This window comes from Streptomyces sp. NPDC001231 (assembly GCF_042896885.1).
Taxonomy (GTDB): Bacteria; Actinomycetota; Actinomycetes; order Streptomycetales; family Streptomycetaceae; genus Streptomyces.
Map to the genome: position 1 here is coordinate 71,314 of NZ_JBIAXS010000028.1, position 19,565 is coordinate 90,878.

Genomic DNA, 19,565 nt, shown 5'->3' on the forward strand with positions numbered 1-19,565 from the left:
GCCGAAGCGGCTGGGAGTGCGCAGGTCAGACGGGGTGTTGCTGCTCCCATATGGCTCTGGTGACGGCAGAGGGGCGTGGCAACAGGTGGCCGTCGAGGTATAGGTCCACGCGCTCGTTGTAGAAGGCCACCAGTCCGGCGATGGGCGCTACCTGCCGGGTCGGGAAATCGTATGCCCAGGCGAGGTCGGGGTAGGTGGCCGTGTCCGTTGTGACGGACCAGTAGCCGCTGGTGTTGCCCTTGTAGGGGCAACTGGTGACGGTGTCCGTCGGCTGCATGCGGGTCCAGTCGATGTACACGCGGTCGAGGTAGTAGCGCGTCGGGAGGCCCGTCTCCAGCACCATCACCGAGGAAGGCGCGTCCGCGAGCACGGCTCCGTCGAGCATGACGCGCACACCGCGGCCCGACCGAAGTGCGTCGACGCGCGTGTAAGGATTCCTGGGGTGGACGAACACTTGCTCGTCCTCTTCGAACCATGCGTCGATGGCCTCCCAGCGGAAGCTGACACAACCGGCGACACCAGGTACGTCATCGGCCCACTCCCAGGCCGCGCCCGGGCGGGTCAGCGAGCCCAGCCGGAGGGTGTGGCGACGCGCCCTGCCGACCCGTAGCGCCACAGCCCGGCCCTCGTCGAGGAGAGCACCGTCGCGGATGTCTTCGCGCGGAACGCAGTATTGCGGGTAGCCCGGCCAGAGCCACACGTATCGCGCCCGCACGGTGTCGAAGACGGGAAGGTTCACCGCATAGCCGCGGATTCGACGCGGTACGGGTTCGACATGGCCGACCGGGACGATCATTTCCGGGTAGTCCGGTGTGAAGCGCTCCATGATCTTTTGTCCTCATGACGTTGGTGCCGAGTGCTGCGGGGGTCGTGGCGGTCGGCCGCCGCCACATGGAGTCACAGCGGGGGAGGTGCGTCGCCGCCGAGAAGGGTGATCAACTGGGCGAGGAGGGCGTCGAGTTCGCGGCCGACGTCGGCGATCCGCGGATTGCCGTAGCTGGCGAACAGCAGGCTGGGCTGATCGACGGCGAGTTTGGTGTCGCCGTCGGGGTCCGCGTAGAGCAGGGTCCTCAGTGGTGCGTGCATCATGACCGACGGGTCGTGGCGGAACATGCGTTCGGCGATGGTGTGGTTGCCCATCAGGTACTGCGTGGCCTTCCAGGAGGACGGCGAGCCGGCCATGACGGCGGTGATGTCGCTGCGGTAGTAGCGCATGAAACCATGCGGGGCGTTGATCTCGGCGAGCTCGAGCGTGGCCTGCCAGGAGGCCATCTGGAAGAAGCGGGGCAGATCGGCCTCGGGCACGAGGGCTTCGTAGTGCTCGCGCGCTGCGTCGTAGGGGCGGGGGAGCGCCACGACGAGCCGCCGGGCGGGGTGGTCGATGAAGGCGGTTTCCGTGGTCATGGCTGTGCCTGTTCGTCGTCGGAGTGGACGAGCTCGACATCGTGGATGTCGAGCGTGATGGAAGGGAGGTTGAGGTTGACGCTGTTGTCGGGGTTCCGGCGAAAGACTCGTCGGCACGTCGCCACGAGCAGCCCGCCGAAGCTCCGGTAGCGGCTGGTGTAGTGGCCGACGAGAGTGCTGCCGTTGACTTCAGCGATGTAGTCCATGCGGCGTTGCGTTCCGAGGGCATCGAAGTAGAACACTTGGTTGGGACTGTGCGTGGCGATCTCGGGCGGGAAGCGCACCTGCAGGCGCCGCCAGGTCTGCCCGGCCTCACGCCACGGTTCGATCTCGCGGACCCGCACTTCCGGATGGGTGAACAGGAACGGGGTGGTGAAGTAGTTCCAGCACGCGTAGCCCAGGAAGTAGCCGAGGTGCAGAGCGTCCCAGGTACTGTCGCGCAGCATTCCCTTGAAGCCGGCGCGTGCGGGTGCGAGGGTCTCGACCGGTTCGCCGTCGAGGGTCTGCATGGTGACGCCGTCAGCGGCGGCGTCGAACACCATCCGCCGGTCGGGGCGGGTGAACGGGTCGAATACGATGTGCTCTCCGACCGTGTCGAGCGTCAGGATTTGGTCGAACGTCTTGTCCGGCGGCCAACCCTTCGTCGCCCAGATCGGGCCGCCGATGGAGATGTCGACTTTCAAGCCGCGCAAGGTGTCCCAGAGTGCTTGACCGCCGGCGGTGGCGATTGCCAGATCAAGGAGTTCGTCGCTCATGGGCCCGGTACTTTCCGTCACGATGCGTATGGCGGTCAGCGTGCTGGGAGAGGGAAGAGCATGCAACCGCTGGTGGCGTGCGTGGTCCGGCAGCCGGTCATCGGAGTCACGGAGCTCTGCCTGGGCGGCCACGGTACGGCCGCTGTTGGGAACCGTGCCGACGGCGCGGACCGCGGTAGTTCGCGAACCTCCTCCGCATCGGCATCCGCCGGCGGTCACCGGACAGGGGTCACCAGGCGGCGGCTGTCACGGGCGGACGAGGACGAGGCCGACCTTGCCGGGCCGTACCGCGTGCTCCACGGCGTTGGCAAGCTCGCCAAGGCCGTACGTAGCGGCCACCTCGAACTGGTCCTTGAGCTTCAGCGCGATCTGCTTCGCGGTGGCGACGTCGGATGCCCGCCTCTCGGCGGAGACCTCGGACAGCCACCGGCCGATGTTCTTGCCCCGCAGCGTCAGCGACTTGTTCAGCAGCGTCGACGCATGCACCGAGAGCGGCTCCTCGGCGATCAGCCCGTAACTGACCAGCATCCCGCCCGGCGTCAACAGGTCCAGAAGGCACTCCGCCAGCTTCCCGCCGATCGGGTCGAAGGCCACACTCACCGGACGGCCACCGGCTGCCTCGCGGACCTCGTCGGCCCAGCCCGGATGCTCCGTCGACACGACCGGCACGTCCGGGAACCGCTTGCGCAGCTCGGCGGCACCGCGATCGCTGCGGACGACGTTGACGAGCGCCAAGTTGTGGAACCGGGACATGCCCGTCACCAGCCGCCCGACCGACGAGCCCGCGGCGGTCTGCACCAGAAAACCGTCATATCCGAAGGCCAGGTGCTCCTGCGCCTCACGGCGCAGCATCACCGCGGTCAAAGGGTTCGCCAGCATCTGCGCGGCGACCTCGTCCGACAGCTCGTCCGGTACGGCGACGACCACCTCGGCCTCCGCCACGATCCACTGCGACCACGCCCCCGGCTGAGGGAAGACCGTCACACGGCCGCCGACCTCGACCCCCGGCGCCACGCGCGTGCCCGGCCCGATCGCCTCCACCACGCCGGTGGCCTCCACGCCGGCCGGGACCGGCTGGGCAGCTTTGCCGGGGTACGCCTCGATGGCCTGGAGATCACCAGGGTGCACCGTGAAGGCCGTGGTGCGGATGAGGACCTGGCCGCGCTCGGGCGCCATCGGCTCCGGCTCCTCGATGACGGTCAGAACATCGGCGGGCAACCCTCCACGGGTGTGGACGACACGACGGTTCACGATTCTCCTCCCGCACGCAGGTATGTGTGGGCCTTGGCCGGGCGTCAGCAAACGCCCCGCAGCATTGATTGATCTTCGCTGCGTGCACCGCGAAACGAGGGTTTCGCAGTACTCGCGGCCTGCGTCGTACAGACGGTCTTTTGCCATCGGCCGTGGCGATTGGACCGGGTCCGTTCGGGGCGGATTCGGCGTGGGGAACCAATCCGGTGCCCGTGTGGCGGCCGGACGGAAACCTCCGCCGTCAGAGCGGCGATGTCCTCCGAGCGCGGACCGGTCAGCTCATCGATCCTGCCGATGTGCGGAGCAGGGTCGGCCAGGATCTCCTCCACGACCGCGGCGACGCCTCCGGCCGCCACAGGGGAGGTCTTCGCCCGGCCGAAGGGCAGGCTGATGCTTCCGAGGTCCACCTCGGAGACCGTCGGCTGCGCCATGTTCACGAACACTTCCAGGCGGCCGCACGTGCGACGGCCGCCGCGGTCACGGCAGCCTCCGGATACTGCGCTGACACGCCCATGCCGAAGTACCTGCGTCCGCAACCGGCCAGGGCGTCGACGACGTCGCCCGCGCGCGTCAGGTCTCCGACGACGGCCCCGGCGCCCGTCGCGCGCAGCGCCTGGACCCGCTCGTCATCGCGAAGCACCATGGCCCGGACGGGCAGGTCCCGTTGCTGAAGGCCTTCGACCACGGATCGTCCGACGGCGCCGACGCTGCCCGCCGCGCCAGTCACCAGAATGGGCAGCGCGCTGGGTGCCGGGGTGCGGTCCATAGGGGCAGCCTGCGGTGCGCCGAGCCAGGGCGCAACTGGAACCCGACGAGATGACCGCCCACACGGGGCGTGACCGCCCCGTCCACTTGCGTTCTGGCCGTCGCACGGACGAGGCGCTTGTAGCAGCACAGGACCGCGGCCGCGCCCGGTATCCAGGGGGAGACCGACGCGCAGCGTGCCGTCACCCGCGCGCGCAGGCCGATCAGCCGGGACGTGAGGACCAAGGGGCGGGACATCGCACCGCGAACCCGCCCGGCGGGGCCCAGCGGTCAACACGTTGACGGCACGCCTGGTGCCCACAGGTTGTCCGCGGCAATGAGCACAAGCCGGCTGGCGCGTACGCCCAGGGAAGAGGCGCCGCCTCAACGCTTCGGCCGGGCACGCTGACGCCAGCGGCGACGGCCCCGGTTCGAACTCCATGTTATCCGGCGGGACTTGACTGAAGCTTACTTATTTCATGCCTTGACTTAATGCCAATGACATTGCTTGGATCCAACCCATCGGCGAGGCGGGAGGGGGCAATGCGGTGGCTGTCGTTACGTCAGGACACGTAGCTCTCAGACCCTTTCCGGGCGCCCGTACCACGGCAACAGCCTCGCCGACTCCGGTTCCGAAGCGGAGCCGTGCGACGTCCGCGAGGGAGGTTGCCGCCGGAACGGCCAGCGGTCTCAAGCCCCTTGAGCACGCGTGCCGTTGCCGCCGAAACCGGCAGCGAGCCGAGCCACCGCCCCGGCACGGCACCGAACCCCGGTACTCCCCCACACTCCAGGAGAAGCTGTGAGACGTCCTCGCACCGCGATCGCCGCCGTCGCGGTCACGGCACTGACCGCACTTGTGGGCACGAGTCCCACCGCGCACGCGGACCGGGCCGGGCGCGAACCGACCGGGAAGGGCCGAGTCGTGACCGGCACCTACTCCACCGGCGGCGCGCAGGCATGGCGGCCGCTGCCGAGTGTCCGGATGGGTGACGACACGGGCTCCCCTGCCGATGCCACCGTGGTCGTCGATCCGAGCACCACCCGGCAGAAATACTCAGGCATCGGCTTCTCCGTGGACGAGACGAGCGTCTCCAACCTGTGGAAGCTCACCCCCGCCCAGCGTGATGAGGCCATCCGGCTTCTGGTCGACCCCAAGAGCGGCGCGGGTCTCGACCGGTTCCGGTTGACGATCGGCAGCCCCGACCTCATCGAACATCTCCCGTTCTGGTCGGAGGACGACCTCCCCGCCGGCGTCACGGAGGACTTCGGCCTCAAGCACTTCTCCATCCAGCGGGACATCGACCTTCACATCGTCGACACCATCAAGCTCATTCAGCGCTACAACCCGAAGGCCACGTTCTTCGCCTCCGCGTGGAGCGCACCGGCGTGGATGAAGACGAACAACCGGTTCACCGGTGAGGTCGCGCTGAGGCCCGGAAGCACCACGGACTACTACCAGGTCGGCAAGTTGCGCGACGACTGCGTCGATGTGTTCGCGCGCTACTACGTCAAGTTCGTCCAGGCCTACGCGAAGCACGGAATCCGCGTCGACGCCCTGACCCTGCTGAACGAGCCGGGCATGGACGTGGTCTACCCGGCCATGGACATCAGCGTCGCCCAGCAGCAGAGGCTGGCCCTGGCGATCAAACGTGAAGTCCGGGCCGCGCGGCTGAACACCCAGCTCTACGTCCACGACTTCAACTTCTGGGACTGGCGTGATCCCAACAGCACCGCGACCAAGAACTACCACCGCGTCTTCGACGACGCCCCCGACGGCTCGGTGACCGGCAAGCAGGTCCGGAACGCGGCGGACGCCATCGCCTTCCACCCCTACTGGGGGGACCCGCGTGTGATGCGCGACGCTTACGAACAGACCGGGAAGCCGGTCCACCTCACGGAGACGAGCGACCTCTCACCCTCGACGCTCCTCGCCGACTTCCGCCTGGATGCCGGCTCCTACATCCTGTGGGCCCAAACCACGGATCAGGACGGCGGGACACTGCACTGGACACCCGCACGGGACAACAACATCGACTGGGAGAAGGTCGCCGCCACCACCAAGTGGCCGAACCGGCTGGTCACGGTGAACACGACGACCAAGGATTTCACCGTCCGCGACGAGTTGTACGACATGGGGCAGTTCGCCAAGTACCTTTCCCCCGGTGACGTGCGCGTCGAGTCCAGCGCCGCGGAACACGGCGTCAGCAACGTGGTCTTCCGCTCCGGTGCCGACAAGTTCGTCGCCGTCCTCGGCAACAGGAACAGCACCGACAGCAAGGTCCGCATCGTCGTCGCCGGACAGTCGTTCGTGGTGACCGTCCCGGCCGGCTCCTTCGCCACCTACCGGTGGCAGGGCAGCGCTCCCTCCGGCCGCCACAACCACGCCCCCGACCTCGGCCCGATCGCCGATGTGGTCGTCGACCAGTACAGCACCGTGCGCCTGCAGTTGCGGGCCACCGACCGCGACCGGGACCGGCTGGCCTACTACGCCACCGAACTGCCCGACGGCGTCACCGTCGACCCGGCCACCGGCCTGGTCACCATCCACCCGACCACAGCCGGTGAGCAGGACATGACCTTCTACGCCACCGACGGCAGGGCGCGCGACCAGGTGAGCGTCCACCTGACTGTGCGGCCGCACGCCGTCCCGATGGGCGAGAAGATCGAGGCGGAGGGCTACATCGAACAGCACGGCTGGTCCGCAGACGGCAGCAACTTCATCGAGAGCAACGCCGCGGCCAGCGGAGGCAAGAACGTGGGCTGGACGGCCGCCGGCAACTGGCTCAAGTACCGCATCGACGTGGCGCAGGCAGGCACCTACGATCTCGAGTTGCGCGTCGCCAACGGCACCGGGACCACCGCACCGAACGCCCTGTCCCTGCGTGACCAGGGCGGAGCCACGCTGGCAACCGTTTCGGTGCCTGCCACGGATGGCTGGGGGAATTACCAGTCCGTGCACGTGCCCGTGACGCTCGCAGCCGGGGAACAGACGATCACCGTCCACTGCGAAACGGGCGGCTTCAACCTGGACTTCCTACGCTTCACCGAGTAGCCGTCCGTCTTCCGACAGCCAGGTGCCCTGCGATGGTCCCACACCCGCTGCGTCTTCCCACTTCGGCGCCTGGGACGATCGCAGCACCCGACGCCTGAGGAGGGTGCTTCGCGTCGCGGACGGCGATCGTCGCGTCGGGGCCAAGCCCGGTACGGCCCCGGGTTCCGTCCGGTCCGGGAGGTAGGGCACTTTCCGCGGCGGGGCAGTCCCGGCACACCGGCCGAACGCGAGTGTCCACTGCCGAATGCCGTCCTGCATCCTGGCGGCGAAGGTAGCGATGAACCGCTGGGCGGCGGCAGACCCACGCCGCCGCCCCCAGGCTCGGCATCTTCGCCCGGCTCAAGCAGATCGCGCTGGAATCCCACGACCGGATCGTCGGGCTCGTGCTCGACCAGATCGCCGTCGACGGCTCCATCGCCAAGGGCCTGAAACGCTTCGGCATGACGGATGGTTACGGAATCAGTCCTGACAGAGACTCATGACGTCCAGGGGCCGGTGCCGTCGGCCGCCACGTCGTCCACCCTGATCAAGTGCAGGGAGGTACTGGACCAGTCGCCGACCGGCAGTTCGGACGTGATCCCGTATCCGGTCAGTACGGACGCGTGGTGCACGGCGCCGGTAGCGGCGTCCCGGTAGCGCGCGGCGGGATCCAGGCCGGCGAGCCTGAGGACGGGACGCGGCGTGCCGTGGCGGGGTGCCCGCTGCCACACCAGCACGAAGACCTCCCGGCGGTCCGGGGTGGTGTACTGCACCGCGGTCGGACCGTCGTCGACGGGGCCGCGCAGCCGGTGCTGGGTGCCTTGCTGCACGATGTGACGGACCTTCTTGTACTGCGCCACCAGCTCCGCGCCTTGGGCGATTTCCGCGGGTGTCCAGTGTGCGCCGCCTACCGCCAGGATCCCCGCCATCGCGACATGGAAGCGGTAACGCAGCGGCACCGAGCGGCCGGTGAGCTGGTTGGGCACATCCGTCACCCAGGCCGCCATCACCCGTGCCGGGTAGATCTGGCTGAAGCCGTGCTGGATGGAGACCCGGTCCACCGCGTCGGTGTTGTCGGACGGCCACGCCTGGTCCGTACGGGAGAGGATGCCGAGGTCGACGCGGCCGCCGCCACCGCTGCACGTTTCGATCCGCAGCCCGGGGTGGTCCGCACGCAGGCGGTCGACGACGCCGTAGAGGTTGTGTACGTACCGCGTCCACAGGAGGTCTTGGCCGTCTTCACGGGCGGGCCAGCCGGCCTCGCTGAAGGCGCGGTTCATGTCCCACTTGAGGAAGTCGATTCCGTTGTCCGCCACCAACCGGGTCAGCATCCGTACGCCCACTCGGCGATGTCGTCACGCGCGAAGTTGAGCACCAGTTGGTTGCGCAGTTCCGTGCGGGTGCGGTGCGGGAAGTGCAACACCCAGTCGGAGTGCGCGCGGTAGAGGTCGCTGTCCGGGTTGACCATCTCGGGTTCCACCCACAGGCCGAACTGCATCCCGAGCCGGTGGACCTCCTCGACCAGCGGCCCCAGCCCCCGCGGGAGCCGCTTGGAGTCCGGTGCCCAGTCGCCGAGACCGGCGGTGTCGTCGCGGCGGCCTCGGAACCAGCCGTCGTCGACGACGTAGAGCTCCACGCCCAGCTTCGCTGCCTGGGCCGCCAGCGCCTTCTGACTGGCCTCGTCGACATCGAAGCCGGTGGCCTCCCAGGAGTTGAACAGCACGGGGCGGGTTTCCTCCGGGAACGGCTACCACTCCTCCACAGGCACCTACACCCGGTGGCCGGAATTCCTCGGACGCCGGCTGGGCGCCTACCGCGGCCCGCGGAAGCTGAGTGTCGTCGACGCCGGCATCGGTGGCAACCGGGTCCTCACCGACGTCCCCAACCTGTGGCAGGGGGTCAGCGCCCTCAAGCGCTTCGGGCACGACGCCCTCGGCCAGCCAGGCGTCAAGGACGTGATCCTCTTCGAAGGCATCAACGACATCGGCAACAACGCCGGCCCCGACGGCCGGCCACTGACCGCCCAGGACCTCATCAACGGCTACCGCACCCTGATCGACGAGGCTCATGCCGCCCACGTCAACGTCGTCGGTGCAACCCTGATGCCCGACGAGGGCAACGGGTACTTCACGCCTGCCGCCGAGGCGATCCGCCAGAACGTCAACCAGTGGATCCGCACCGGCGGCGCCTTCGACGGCGTCATCGACTTCGACCGGACCATGCGCGACCCCGCGAACCCGGCCGCCCTCGAACCCGCCTACGACTCAGGTGACCACATCCACCCCAACGACGCGGGCATGAAGACGATGGCCGACGCCATCGACCTGCGGCTACTGCGCACTTGACACACGCAGGCACCGGCCTCCCTCCGAGGTGGCGCCCACGAGCTCGGAACGGCTCGCGTTCGTCACGCCCAGGTAGGCAAGTCGTAGCAGCACGGTCGATCATCATGCCGCGGTGATCGACAGCCACGTGAGGATGCCGGCGCGAGCGACCGCGGTCGACATCCCCCACACCGGCTACCACCAGGGCGGATGAGTTTTCGGCAAGGGCAGCGCCGGTCACGCCACGGGCCCGGACCCCCGGTGGGAGGTCCGGGCGCGGGCGGGTGGCGGCGGGGCGGCGCGTGAGGGCAGGCCTGTCGGCCGCACCGGGAGCGAGGGGGTCATCGGCGTCGTCCGAAGACGACCATCCGCAGGACGGTGAAGCGCACCACGGTCACCAGGGCGAAGCTCGGTGCGAGCACCAGGGTCTCCGCTGCTGGTGAGGCGGTGGGCCGGTAGTGGCGGAAGAGCAGCACAGCTCCTGAGGTGACCAGGTACGCCAGGGCGAACAGGCCACCGGCGGCCAGATGCGCCCGGAGGACCCGGACCGCGGACCCGCGAAAGGTCAGCCGGCGGTTGGCCTCCGTGTTGAGGACGGTGACGACAAGGAGGGAGGCGAAATTGGCCAGGATGGGCGGAGACCAGTGGCGCAGAACCCAGTACAGCAAGGCCTGGGCCACCGTGGAGGCGACGCCGATCACGACGAACCAGATCACTTCCCTGGTCAGCGCGGTGCGGCCAAGCCGGGCGGCGGCGCCGCGCCGTGCGCTGAGGCGTCGCACCCCACCATCATGAGGCCATCGTGCGACCCGTCGAGCCGTGCGGAGCGCCGGTGCGACCGTTCAGGTGGCGACGGACACCCGCATGCACGACAGACACGGAAAGCCGATCCGATCTGTGGAAGTTTGTAGCGGAGGCCTGACAGGCAACGACGGCGCGGGGGCGATCCCCGTTCTGGGAGTCGGCCCGGGGCAGAGGAGGTAGCCGATGGACAGCGGCGGACGGCCGCCGGCCCCGGGCTCCGGCGGGCCGCAGCACCCGAGTTCGGACAAGGGGCACACGCAGAGGCGCCTTGAGCGCGCTCGCACTGCCGCGGCGGCGCGGGCCGCCAAGTGGGCCGCTCGTACCCGGGCCCTCGGGCGGCGGGTCGAGCAGACTCCTCCGCCCCCGGGGCCGTTCCGTCCCGGCTTCTGGCGCAGTCCCCTCCGCGGGCCCTGGCTGACGTCCGTGTTCGGACTGGTGCTGCTGATCGGCATCCCGCTGCTCTTCGTCACTGGGATGCTCTCCTACGCCGCCTACAACCCGGGACTTGGCCGTATCAACGACCAGACCCCGGGCAAGGGCCTGCTGGGCTTCTACCTCTTCGCCTGGCCCACCCAACCGTACTGGCTGTACCGGCTGACCCAGGGCGTGCACGTGACGCTCGGCGTGGTCCTCGTGCCGGTGCTGCTGGCCAAGTTGTGGTCAGTGATCCCGAAGCTGTTCGAGTGGCTGCCGGTCCGCTCCGTCGCCCACGGGCTGGAGCGGTTGTCCCTGCTCATGCTGGTCGGCGGGGTGATCTTCGAGTTCGTCACCGGGATCTTCAACATCCAGCTCTTCTACGTCTTCCCCGGCTCCTTCTACACCCTGCACTTCTACGGCGCCTGGGTGTTCATCGCCGCCTTCGTCGTCCACGTGTGCCTCAGACTCGGCCGGATGACCCGCGCCCTGCGCTCCCGCAGCCTGGCAGCCGAACTGCGCACCGACCTCGCCCACACACGGCCCGAGCCCCTCGACCCCGACGGCCTGGTCGCGACCGCTCCCGCGCCGCCGACGATGACCCGGCGCGGCGCGCTCGCCATGGTGGGGGGCGGGTCGCTCCTCCTCCTGGTGGTCACCGCGGGACAGAGCATCGGCGGCTGGCTGCGGAGCACCGCCCTTCTCGCGCCGCACAACCGTACTCCGGGCAGCGGCCCGAGCGGCTTCCAGATCAACAAGACGGCCGCTTCCGTCGGCGTCACCCCCGCGCACGTAGGCCCCGGCTGGCGGCTGGAGATCCACGGCCCCGGTCCGACGCTCGTCTTCACCCGCGCACAGCTCCTCGCGATGCCCCAGCATGCCGCCGCGCTGCCGATCGCCTGCGTGGAAGGGTGGTCCACCGCCAACCAGCAGTGGAGCGGCCTTCGGCTGGCCGACCTCGCCGCCCTGGCGGGCCTCCCCGACGCCGGAAGCGTCCTGGTGCAATCCGTCCAACCACCGGGCCCCTACACCTCGGTGGTCCTGCGGGGCAACCAGATCCACGATCCTCGATCGCTGCTCGCCCTGCACGTCAACGGCGCGGACCTCTCACTCGACCACGGCTACCCGGCCCGCGTCATCGTCCCGGCCAACCCCGGCGTGAACAACACCAAGTGGGTGCACCGGCTCACCTTCAGGACGTGACCATGGCACGCTTCGTCCGCTGGTACGGCTCCGGCCCCCTCCATCTGCTCGTCCTGATCGCCTCGTTCGCAATCACCGGCTACGCCCTGGTGCGCCTGTTCGCCGTCCGCCCGCTCGAGGTCGCGATCTGGTTCGTCGGCGCGGCGATCCTCCACGACCTCATCCTGCTGCCCCTGTACTCGCTCGCCGATCTGTCGACACAGGCTGTCCTGCGGCATCGCGCCACCCGCATGCCACAACCATCGTGGATCAACTACCTGCGCGTGCCCACCTTTCTCTCCGGTGTGCTCCTGCTCGTCTGGTTCCCCCTCGTCTTCGCCCTGTCGACCCCCTACCCGGGTGCCACCCGGTTGTCCATGGACGTCTACCTCGGCCGGTGGCTGGCCGTCACTGCCGTGCTCTTCGCCGCCTCCGCCGTGGCCTTCGCTCTCAAGCTCCGCCGCGTCCGACGGGCCGCCCGCGCCGACGAGGAACGACCTGCACCAGGTCACGGCGCTGCGTCGTGACGACCGACGAGGACGGCTCGCCCTGCGCAGGGGGAGACCCCTATGCGCTCGCCCTGCGAACCGGCCACGGACCGGTGTATCTACGCTTGGGGGACGGGCACCGGATCCGGATGCCTGTGCATCGTTGGTACGCGCAGCCCACCCCGGCCGACGAATCCGTACTCAATCGCTGCGTCGGCCCCGTTCTCGACGTCGGCTGCGGACCGGGCCGGCTGTGCGGGGCACTCCTGAGTCGCGGAGTCTTCGCGCTCGGCGTCGATGTGGCTCCCCGCGCGGTGGCCCACACCATCGCTCTCGGCGGAATCGCACTGTGCCGATCGGTGTTCGACCGGCTACCGGCCGAGGGAGGCTGGCACACCGTCCTGCTCATCGACGCCAACATCGGAATCGGCGGTGACCCGCATGCCCTGCTGTACCGCTGTATCCAGCTCACCGCCCCGACGGGTGTTCTCCTCGTCGAGGTCGATCCCGACGATGTCGAGGAGCTCTGCAGCGCCCGGTTCGAAGACATCCATGGCCACGAAGGGCCGCCGTTCCCCTGGGCGCGTCTGGGTGCACCAGCGCTCCACAGGGTCGCCGAGGACCTTGCCCTCAGCGTCACCGACCAGTGGAGATGCGGCCACCGATGCTTCCTCGCCCTCGGCCGCCAGGACCCGACCGCGGAACGTCGTTACTGAGGCGGGGCTGACGACGCGGTGGCGAGACACGACGTACGCCGCCCAGACGCCAGGCGCGGGGTGCGACACCAGGTCGTCGCGCCACCCGCTCGGGGCAACCGCCGAGGGCCGGCACGTGCGATCCACCGATCGTGCTGATTGGGTAGGGGTGAATCCGCTGTGCAGGGAGGCTGGGATCAATGACACTCGTCGGACACCCGGAGAGACCTGCGGCGCAGGCGACTGCTCACGTCGTCCTGGCCGGGCCACGTCCGGCCCAAGGTGGACGGGCTGCGACACATGAGTGCGCGACCGATCGGTGACCACGCTCTGCTGTCCGACTGCCGCTCGGCCGCGCTGGTGACCTCCGACGGCTCGGTGGACTGGCTGTGCCTGCCCCGGTTCGACAGCCCGGCGATCTTCGCTCGACTCCTCGACGAGGACGCCGGCCACTGGTCCATCCGCCCTACCGGCCCGGTCGACATCAGCCGCCGCTATGTCGAGGACACCCTTGTTCTGGAGACGGTCTTCCGCACGACCGGGGGTACGGCGGTCCTGCGGGATGCCCTCGCCCTGGGGCGGCGCGAACGCGGGCACGCGCTCGGCACCGCTTCCCCCGGGACGCTCTTGCGTCAGATCACCTGCACCGAAGGGCGGGTGGACATCGAGATCGCCTACGCGCCGCGCCCGGAGTTCGGACTCGTCCACCCCTTGCTCTCAGCCGTGCGAGGCGGGATCGCGGCGCACGGGGGAGCCCACGTTCTGCTGCTGTCGAGCCCCGTCGACCTGCGGGTGAGCGGCTCCACAGCACACGGCCGAATCCCGCTCTCGGCGGGGCACCGCCTCGGATTCGCCCTGCACGTCAGGCCGGCGTGGGAAAGGGAGCCGGTGGGCTGGCGGGCGGGGCGGATCCGGCGCCGCATGTCCGACACCATCGAAGGTTGGCGCTCCTGGTCGAAGCTCCACCGCGGCTACGTCGGCCCCTGGCAGGACGAGGTGGGCCACAGCGGACGCGTGCTGCGAGCCCTGACCTTCGCTCCCACGGGGGCCATCGTCGCCGCTGCCACCACCTCCCTGCCCGAGACAACGGGCGGGATGCGCAACTGGGATTACCGCTACACCTGGGTCCGCGACGCGAGCTTCACCCTTCAGGCGCTTGCCACGGCCGCCTGCGAGAAGGAGAAGAACCGGTTCTTCGACTTCCTCGCCCGCACCGGGGCAACCCAACTCGACCGCGGCGTCGACCTGCAGATCATGTACGGCATCGGCGGCGAACACGACCTGAGCGAGCGGCTCCTGCCGCACCTGACCGGCTGGCGTAACAGCAGCCCCGTTCGGATCGGCAACGACGCCTGGCGCCAACGCCAACTCGACGTCTACGGCGAACTCCTCGACGCCGCTCACCAGACCCTTCCGCCCGGTGAGCCCCTTGCTCCGGCCCTCCGCGTCTTCCTTCTCCAGGCAGCCGATACAGCCGCCCGACGGTGGACCCAACCGGATCAGGGCATCTGGGAAAGACGCGGACCCAGCAGGCACTTCCTCCACTCGAAACTGATGTGCTGGGTCGCCCTGGACCGCGCCATCGCCATGGCCCCCGCCCTGCAAGCCGACGAACGCCTGCCCCACTGGGAGCACGAGCGCGACCAGATCCGCCAAGCCATCGAACAGCATGGTTGGAACCCCGGCCTGGGCTCCTTCACCCAGGCATTCGACAGTGACGACCTCGACGCCTCCGCGCTGATGCTGCCCATCGTCGGCTTCTTGCCGCCGCACGACCCCCGTGTACAGTCCACCGTGCTGGCCATAGCCACCCGACTGACCGACCGCAACGGCCTGGTCCGCCGCTACCTCACCGACGAGTTGCAGGAAGAAGAAGGCGCCTTCTTGCTGTGCACCTTCTGGCTTGCCCAAGCCCTCGCCCTCACCGGCCAGACCACCCGTGCACGGCACGTCTTCCAAGCCACCCTCGCACACGCCAACGACCTCGGCCTGCTGGCCGAGGAGACCGACTCCACCACAGCAGAGGCCCTCGGCAACTTCCCCCAAGCCTTCAGCCACATCGGACTCATCAACGCCGCTCGCGCCATCCGCGATGCCGAGCGACAAGCAAGGCAGCCCCAGTAGGCGAACCACCTGTGTACGCTCCGAAGCCGTAAGCCGGTACGGTCGATGAGGGGCGTCCGCCTGACATACGGCTCCAGCATGATGCGTCGATTCCTTGTCTCAGACGCGATTGCCGCAGCCGCGCTGCTGACGACGGCCGGATGCTCGTCATCCTCCCGGCACATCCCTTGGGCGCCCGCGGCTTCGCGGTCAAAGCCGACCACCTGCTGCCCGCGCACTCGCCGTTTCGATCGCCCTCGTTCTCCGACGGCAGGGGCCGGACCATATCAGGCGAGCGGCGGCCGTCACAGCAGGTCGCCCCAAGGCCTGGATGTCCCTGTTCCGTAAGGGGTCCGGGCGTTCCGCGACGGCCTTGCGAGAGCTGTGATGGGGGTATGCGTTCGCGATTGTTTCCGCCGGCGTTCAAGGGCAGGTTGCACGATGCCCGCACGGCGACCTCGATCGGGCGGTGGCTCGGCCTCGCCTTCGTGGTGTGTTTCGTCACCGGTCTGATCAGCCATGTGCTGCAGCATCCGCCGGGGTGGCCGGCCGATGATCTGCCGAGCCGCCCGGTGTGGGGCTACCGGCTCACGCAGGGGCTGCACGTCGCCTCGGGCATCGCGGCGATTCCGCTGCTGCTGGCCAAATTGTGGACGGTGTACCCGCGGCTGTTCGCCTGGCCGCCGGTGCAGTCGGTGCGGCACGCCCTGGAGCGGTTGTCGGCGGCCGTGCTGGTGGCGGCGGCCGTCTTCGAAGTGGCCACGGGATTGCTGAACACCGCCCAGTGGTATCCGTGGCCGTTCTCCTTCGTGCCGGTGCACTACGCCGTGGCCTGGCTGGTGACCGGAGTGCTGGTGCTGCACGTCGCGGTCAAGGCCCCCAAGATCCGGGCCCACTGGAGCCGGCGATCGCCGGGGACCCTGGCTCTGCCGGAGGAGGACGGGCCCGACCGGCGTTCGCTGCTGGTTGCGGTGGCAGCGGCAGTCGGTGCCGTCACCGTTACCACCGTGGGCCAGTCCTTCACGCCCCTGAAGGACCTCGTCCTGCTCGCACCCCGCCATCCGGATCACGGCCCCCAGGGCCTGCCGGTCAACCGCACCGCCGCCGCGGCTGGAGTCGGCCTGATACCCGCCGAGCGCTACCGTTTGACGGTCGCCGGACCGCGGCCCTGCACGCTGACTCTGGATGAGCTTCGGGGCCTGCCGCAGCACGAGGTGGAACTGCCGATCGCCTGCGTGGAGGGATGGAGCAAGTCCGCCCGCTGGACGGGCGTTCGGGTCATCGACCTCCTCGAGCTTGCCGGCGCCCATCCGCACGCCCGCGTTCGCGTGGTGTCCCTGCAGAGTCGGGGCGCATACCGGGTCTCCGAGATGGGGCACGAGCACGCCCGCGACCCGCTGACCCTGCTCGCTCTGCGCCTCAACGGCGAGGAACTCTCCCCCGACCACGGCTACCCGGTGCGTTTGATCGCTCCGAACCGGCCTGGTGTGCTGCAGACCAAGTGGGTCGGCCGACTGGAGGTGCTGTCATGAGGACGAGCGTGGCGCGGCTCCTCACGGGTGGGATCGGCCTGTCGCTGATGGGCGTCGGCGCCTCCCTGCTGCTGGACGTGCGTGACCTGCCGGGTGTCCTGGTCTGGCTGGGCGGGGCGGTGGTGCTGCACGACGTGCTGATCGCACCTCTGGTGCTGTTCATCGGGTGGGTGCTGGTACACGGCGGTGTGCGTGGGCCGGTCCGCGGGGCACTGCTGGTGGCGGGCGCTCTGACGGCGGTCGCCCTGCCGGTGCTCCTCAGCCCGGGGAAGCCCGCCAACTCCTCGGTCCTGCCGCTGGACTACCCGCGCAACTGGCTGATCACGATGGTGGCGGTGGCGACGGTCACGGCCTTCCTGCTGGCCGCGCGGGGAATCCGCCGCAGCCGACGGCGGCCACCTTCTTAGGTCTGCCTCCATGCTCCGGCGTCGGGCCGTCCCACGGGTGTCTTACGCACCTGCGGAAGTGAGCGGTGTCGGGCTTGGCGGGCTCGTGGCCCTCGGACTGCTGGTGCCGCTGTCGGGCAGGCCGCGCCGCGACGCCGAAGGTGCCCTGACCGTACTCGCCTGGACGGGCCGCTTCTGCTGGGCCGCCTGTCACACCGGGCTGGACACGCTGGCGGGCATCTGCGCCGGGACGGTGGCGGGCGGCGATGTGCACGCGGTCGTGGGGCGACCGTTCGCGGCGGCGACGAGCTGGGCCGGGCAGGGGTGTACGCGCTGACGGTCGCCGCCCTTGCCACCTGCGCCGTTCTTCTGCGGCGGCGCAGTCCGCGGGTGCTGCCAGGTGCCGCCGTGGATCCGGCGGCGTGCTGGTCGTTCGTCGACAGCCACATCTTCTGGCCGCGGGGTGTGTCGACCATGCCGGCTTCGCCGTGGGCTACGGCCCGCCGGCGCCGGCTGCCTCACAACCCGACGACGCTCGGTCTGCGGCGGGAAGGCTTACGAACCCCTGACGATCCGGCGTCGTACGGTCGCCGGGAGGGCCCGTGGCCGTACGGTCGGTGGCATGTTGATCCTGGTCACCGGAGGCGCGGGCTTCATCGGCTCGCACGTCGTCACCACCCTTACCGGCGCCGGGCACGGCGTGCGCGTGCTCGACGCGCTGTTGCCCGCCGCGCACCGCACGTCCCCGCCCATCCCCGACGGGGTGGACTGGAAGCACGCGGACGTGCGCGACGCGGCGGCTGTGGCCGAGGCCCTTCAGGGTGTGGACGTCGTCTGCCATCAGGCGGCGATGGTCGGGCTCGGCAAGGACTTCGGCGATGCTCCCGCGTACGTGGGCTGCAACGACCTGGGCACCGCGGTGGTGCTGGCCGGCATGGCCGAGGCCGGGGTGCGTCGTCTGGTGCTGGCGAGTTCGATGGTGGTCTACGGAGAGGGCCGCTACGAGTGCCCGTCGCATGGCGTCGTACGGCCGGGGCCGCGCAAGGTGGCGGATCTCGAAGCGGGCCGTTTCGATCCGCCCTGCCCGAGGTGCGGTGAGCCGCTCGCCCCCGGCCTGGTGGCCGAGGACGCCCCGCTTGATCCACGCAACGTCTACGCAGCCACCAAGCTCGCGCAAGAGCACCTGGCCTGCGCGTGGGCGCGCGCCGTCGGCGGGCGGGTGGCCGCGCTGCGCTACCACAACGTGTACGGGCCCGGGATGCCGCGTGACACCCCGTACGCGGGCGTCGCGTCACTGTTCCGGTCCGCGCTGGAGCACGGCGAGGCACCGCGCGTGTTCGAAGACGGCGGCCAGCGGCGGGACTTCGTCCATGTACGGGACGTGTCCGGTGCCAACCTCACGGCCCTGGACGGCCTGTCCGGTCTGCCGGAGGGGACCGCGCGGGCGTACAACGTCGGCAGCGGCGAACCGCACACGGTGGGAGAGACGGCCGCCGTCCTGGCCGAGGCGCATGGCGGGCGGGCGCCGGTGGTCACGGGCGAGTACCGGCTCGGCGACGTCCGCCACATCACCGCCTCGTCACGCAGGCTGCGCGACGAACTGGGCTGGAAGCCGCAGGTCGCCTTCGTGGACGGAATGACGGAGTTCGCGACGGCCCCGCTGCGAGCGGGCTGACGCTTCCCACCGGCCGGCGTCGGCCCCGACGAAGGCGGAAGGGCCGGCCCCGTTTCTCCCGCGGGGCGGGTTCTGCTCCCGTGGGCTCCTCAGACAGCGGCGGACAGGCGGACCTCGAAGCGGCAGCCGCCGGGGGCGTTGCACACCACCGTGCGCCGCTGGTGGGCCTCGACGCTGCCGCGCACGATCGCTGGTGCCCCGCCCTGCTCCGGCCGGTGGGGTTCGTGCGCCGGTGCCGCGCCCTGTCGGGAGAGGGTCGAAGCGGTGGCCCACGCCCCACACGGTGCTGATCAGCCGTGGCCGTGCCGGGTCGTCCTCGATCTTCTCCCGCAGGCGTCGTACGTGGACGGTGATGGTGTACTGGTCGCCGAACTCCCCTCCCCAAACCCGGCGCATCAACTCCTCTCGGCTCGTCGCCTGCCCGGGCTTGCGCGGGAAGTACTCCAGCAGGTCGAACTCTTCGATGATCAGGGGCAGTTCGGTGCCGTGGCGGGTGGCGCGGCGAGCGTTGGGGTCCAGGGCGAGGGGTCCGGCGCGCCGTCAGCATGATCACAGGGACGGGACCGTTCTCGCGGATGCGGCGGCAGACCTCAAGCCCGTCCATGCCGGGCAGCATCAGGTCCGGCACCACAAGGTCGGTGGCTGGGCGGCGGAGCGGGCCACGGCGGCGGGTCCGTCACCGGCAGCGTCGACGGCGAAGCCCGCCCGGTCCAGGTAGCCGGCGACGACCTCGGAGACGGTGGGGGCGTCGTCCACGACGAGTACGCGTTTCACGCC

Annotated in this window: 18 protein-coding genes and 4 pseudogenes; 11 read left to right on the top strand and 11 right to left on the bottom strand. The window is 69.8% G+C overall.

All coding sequences use genetic code 11. The annotated features are described in order from the left end of the window. Nucleotides 1–25: 25 nt before the first annotated feature. The 6 genes from ACFY3J_RS29375 to ACFY3J_RS29400 all read right to left on the bottom strand — a co-directional run bounded on the left by ACFY3J_RS29375 (nt 26) and on the right by ACFY3J_RS29400 (nt 4,176). Nucleotides 26–826, bottom strand: coding sequence for a DUF427 domain-containing protein (locus tag ACFY3J_RS29375; protein WP_390842071.1), 801 nt, complete (start codon nt 824–826; stop codon nt 26–28). Nucleotides 827–897: 71 nt separating this feature from the next. Beyond that, nucleotides 898–1,404 carry a DUF302 domain-containing protein gene (locus ACFY3J_RS29380; RefSeq protein WP_384185882.1) on the bottom strand — a complete coding sequence of 169 codons (507 nt, stop codon included), beginning with the start codon at nt 1,402–1,404 and terminating at the stop codon, nt 898–900. Further along, nucleotides 1,401–2,159, bottom strand: a complete 759-nt coding sequence (locus ACFY3J_RS29385) for a hypothetical protein (RefSeq protein ID WP_384185884.1) — start codon at nt 2,157–2,159, stop codon at nt 1,401–1,403. Before ACFY3J_RS29385 ends, ACFY3J_RS29380 begins: the two co-directional genes overlap by 4 nt. 246 nt (nt 2,160–2,405) lie before the next feature. Further along, nucleotides 2,406–3,410 (bottom strand): zinc-binding dehydrogenase, encoded by a 1,005-nt coding sequence (locus ACFY3J_RS29390; protein WP_384185887.1) that lies wholly within the window; start codon nt 3,408–3,410, stop codon nt 2,406–2,408. A 44-nt stretch (nt 3,411–3,454) separates the two neighbouring features. Continuing rightward, nucleotides 3,455–3,847: a hypothetical protein gene (locus tag ACFY3J_RS29395; RefSeq protein ID WP_384185890.1), complete on the bottom strand. Its 393-nt coding sequence runs from the start codon at nt 3,845–3,847 to the stop codon at nt 3,455–3,457. Next, nucleotides 3,844–4,176: an NAD(P)H-binding protein gene (locus ACFY3J_RS29400; RefSeq protein WP_384185892.1), complete on the bottom strand. Its 333-nt coding sequence runs from the start codon at nt 4,174–4,176 to the stop codon at nt 3,844–3,846. Before ACFY3J_RS29400 ends, ACFY3J_RS29395 begins: the two co-directional genes overlap by 4 nt. A gap of 777 nt (nt 4,177–4,953) precedes the next feature. Between ACFY3J_RS29400 and ACFY3J_RS29405 the strand changes: the two genes are divergently transcribed. Together ACFY3J_RS29405 and ACFY3J_RS29410 are read left to right on the top strand one after the other, a co-directional pair. Continuing rightward, nucleotides 4,954–7,206: a carbohydrate-binding protein gene (locus ACFY3J_RS29405; RefSeq protein WP_390842072.1), complete on the top strand. Its 2,253-nt coding sequence runs from the start codon at nt 4,954–4,956 to the stop codon at nt 7,204–7,206. Nucleotides 7,207–7,523: 317 nt separating this feature from the next. Further along, nucleotides 7,524–7,667 (top strand): annotated as a pseudogene (locus ACFY3J_RS29410) (IS5/IS1182 family transposase); the annotation flags it as partial. A 15-nt stretch (nt 7,668–7,682) separates the two neighbouring features. Here ACFY3J_RS29410 and ACFY3J_RS29415 read toward each other — a convergent pair. Both ACFY3J_RS29415 and ACFY3J_RS29420 read right to left on the bottom strand, forming a co-directional pair. Next, nucleotides 7,683–8,045, bottom strand: coding sequence for a GH36 C-terminal domain-containing protein (locus ACFY3J_RS29415; RefSeq protein WP_390842099.1), 363 nt, complete (start codon nt 8,043–8,045; stop codon nt 7,683–7,685). 18 nt (nt 8,046–8,063) lie between these two features. Then, nucleotides 8,064–8,908, bottom strand: a pseudogene (locus ACFY3J_RS29420) (alpha-galactosidase); the annotation flags it as partial. Here ACFY3J_RS29420 and ACFY3J_RS29425 point away from each other — a divergent pair. Continuing rightward, nucleotides 8,898–9,530 carry an SGNH/GDSL hydrolase family protein gene (locus tag ACFY3J_RS29425; protein WP_390842073.1) on the top strand — a complete coding sequence of 211 codons (633 nt, stop codon included), beginning with the start codon at nt 8,898–8,900 and terminating at the stop codon, nt 9,528–9,530. The pseudogene ACFY3J_RS29420 and the gene ACFY3J_RS29425 overlap by 11 nt on opposite strands. 320 nt (nt 9,531–9,850) lie before the next feature. Here the strand turns inward: ACFY3J_RS29425 and ACFY3J_RS29430 are convergent, their stop codons facing one another. Next, nucleotides 9,851–10,291: a GtrA family protein gene (locus ACFY3J_RS29430; RefSeq protein WP_384185895.1), complete on the bottom strand. Its 441-nt coding sequence runs from the start codon at nt 10,289–10,291 to the stop codon at nt 9,851–9,853. A gap of 205 nt (nt 10,292–10,496) precedes the next feature. On the opposite strand from ACFY3J_RS29430, the gene ACFY3J_RS29435 reads away from it, so the two are divergent. From ACFY3J_RS29435 to ACFY3J_RS29470, 8 genes are all read left to right on the top strand, one after another. Further along, nucleotides 10,497–11,930 (top strand): molybdopterin-dependent oxidoreductase, encoded by a 1,434-nt coding sequence (locus tag ACFY3J_RS29435; RefSeq protein WP_384185898.1) that lies wholly within the window; start codon nt 10,497–10,499, stop codon nt 11,928–11,930. A 2-nt stretch (nt 11,931–11,932) separates the two neighbouring features. After that, on the top strand, nt 11,933–12,436 hold the full coding sequence (locus ACFY3J_RS29440; protein WP_390842074.1) for a hypothetical protein: 504 nt from the start codon (nt 11,933–11,935) through the stop codon (nt 12,434–12,436). Further along, nucleotides 12,433–13,113 (top strand): class I SAM-dependent methyltransferase, encoded by a 681-nt coding sequence (locus tag ACFY3J_RS29445; RefSeq protein WP_384185903.1) that lies wholly within the window; start codon nt 12,433–12,435, stop codon nt 13,111–13,113. Before ACFY3J_RS29440 ends, ACFY3J_RS29445 begins: the two co-directional genes overlap by 4 nt. Before the next feature lie 279 nt (nt 13,114–13,392). Then, nucleotides 13,393–15,216 (top strand): glycoside hydrolase family 15 protein, encoded by a 1,824-nt coding sequence (locus tag ACFY3J_RS29450; RefSeq protein WP_384185905.1) that lies wholly within the window; start codon nt 13,393–13,395, stop codon nt 15,214–15,216. Nucleotides 15,217–15,590: 374 nt separating this feature from the next. Beyond that, a complete protein-coding gene (locus ACFY3J_RS29455; RefSeq protein ID WP_390842075.1) occupies nt 15,591–16,727 on the top strand; it encodes a molybdopterin-dependent oxidoreductase in 1,137 nt (378 codons plus the stop codon). Then, on the top strand, nt 16,724–17,134 hold the full coding sequence (locus ACFY3J_RS29460) for a hypothetical protein (protein WP_390842076.1): 411 nt from the start codon (nt 16,724–16,726) through the stop codon (nt 17,132–17,134). Before ACFY3J_RS29455 ends, ACFY3J_RS29460 begins: the two co-directional genes overlap by 4 nt. A 58-nt stretch (nt 17,135–17,192) precedes the next feature. Further along, nucleotides 17,193–17,450 (top strand): hypothetical protein, encoded by a 258-nt coding sequence (locus tag ACFY3J_RS29465; protein WP_390842077.1) that lies wholly within the window; start codon nt 17,193–17,195, stop codon nt 17,448–17,450. 285 nt (nt 17,451–17,735) lie between these two features. Beyond that, the gene (locus tag ACFY3J_RS29470) at nt 17,736–18,788 is read left to right on the top strand and encodes an NAD-dependent epimerase/dehydratase family protein (protein ID WP_390842078.1); all 1,053 of its coding nucleotides are present in this window, start codon (nt 17,736–17,738) and stop codon (nt 18,786–18,788) included. Nucleotides 18,789–18,877: 89 nt separating this feature from the next. Here ACFY3J_RS29470 and ACFY3J_RS29475 read toward each other — a convergent pair. Both ACFY3J_RS29475 and ACFY3J_RS29480 read right to left on the bottom strand, forming a co-directional pair. After that, a pseudogene (locus ACFY3J_RS29475) lies at nt 18,878–19,028 on the bottom strand (two-component sensor histidine kinase); the annotation flags it as partial. After that, nucleotides 19,026–19,562: pseudogene (locus ACFY3J_RS29480) on the bottom strand (winged helix-turn-helix domain-containing protein); the annotation flags it as partial. The pseudogenes ACFY3J_RS29475 and ACFY3J_RS29480, both read right to left, overlap by 3 nt. Between the last annotated feature and the right edge of the window lie 3 nt (nt 19,563–19,565).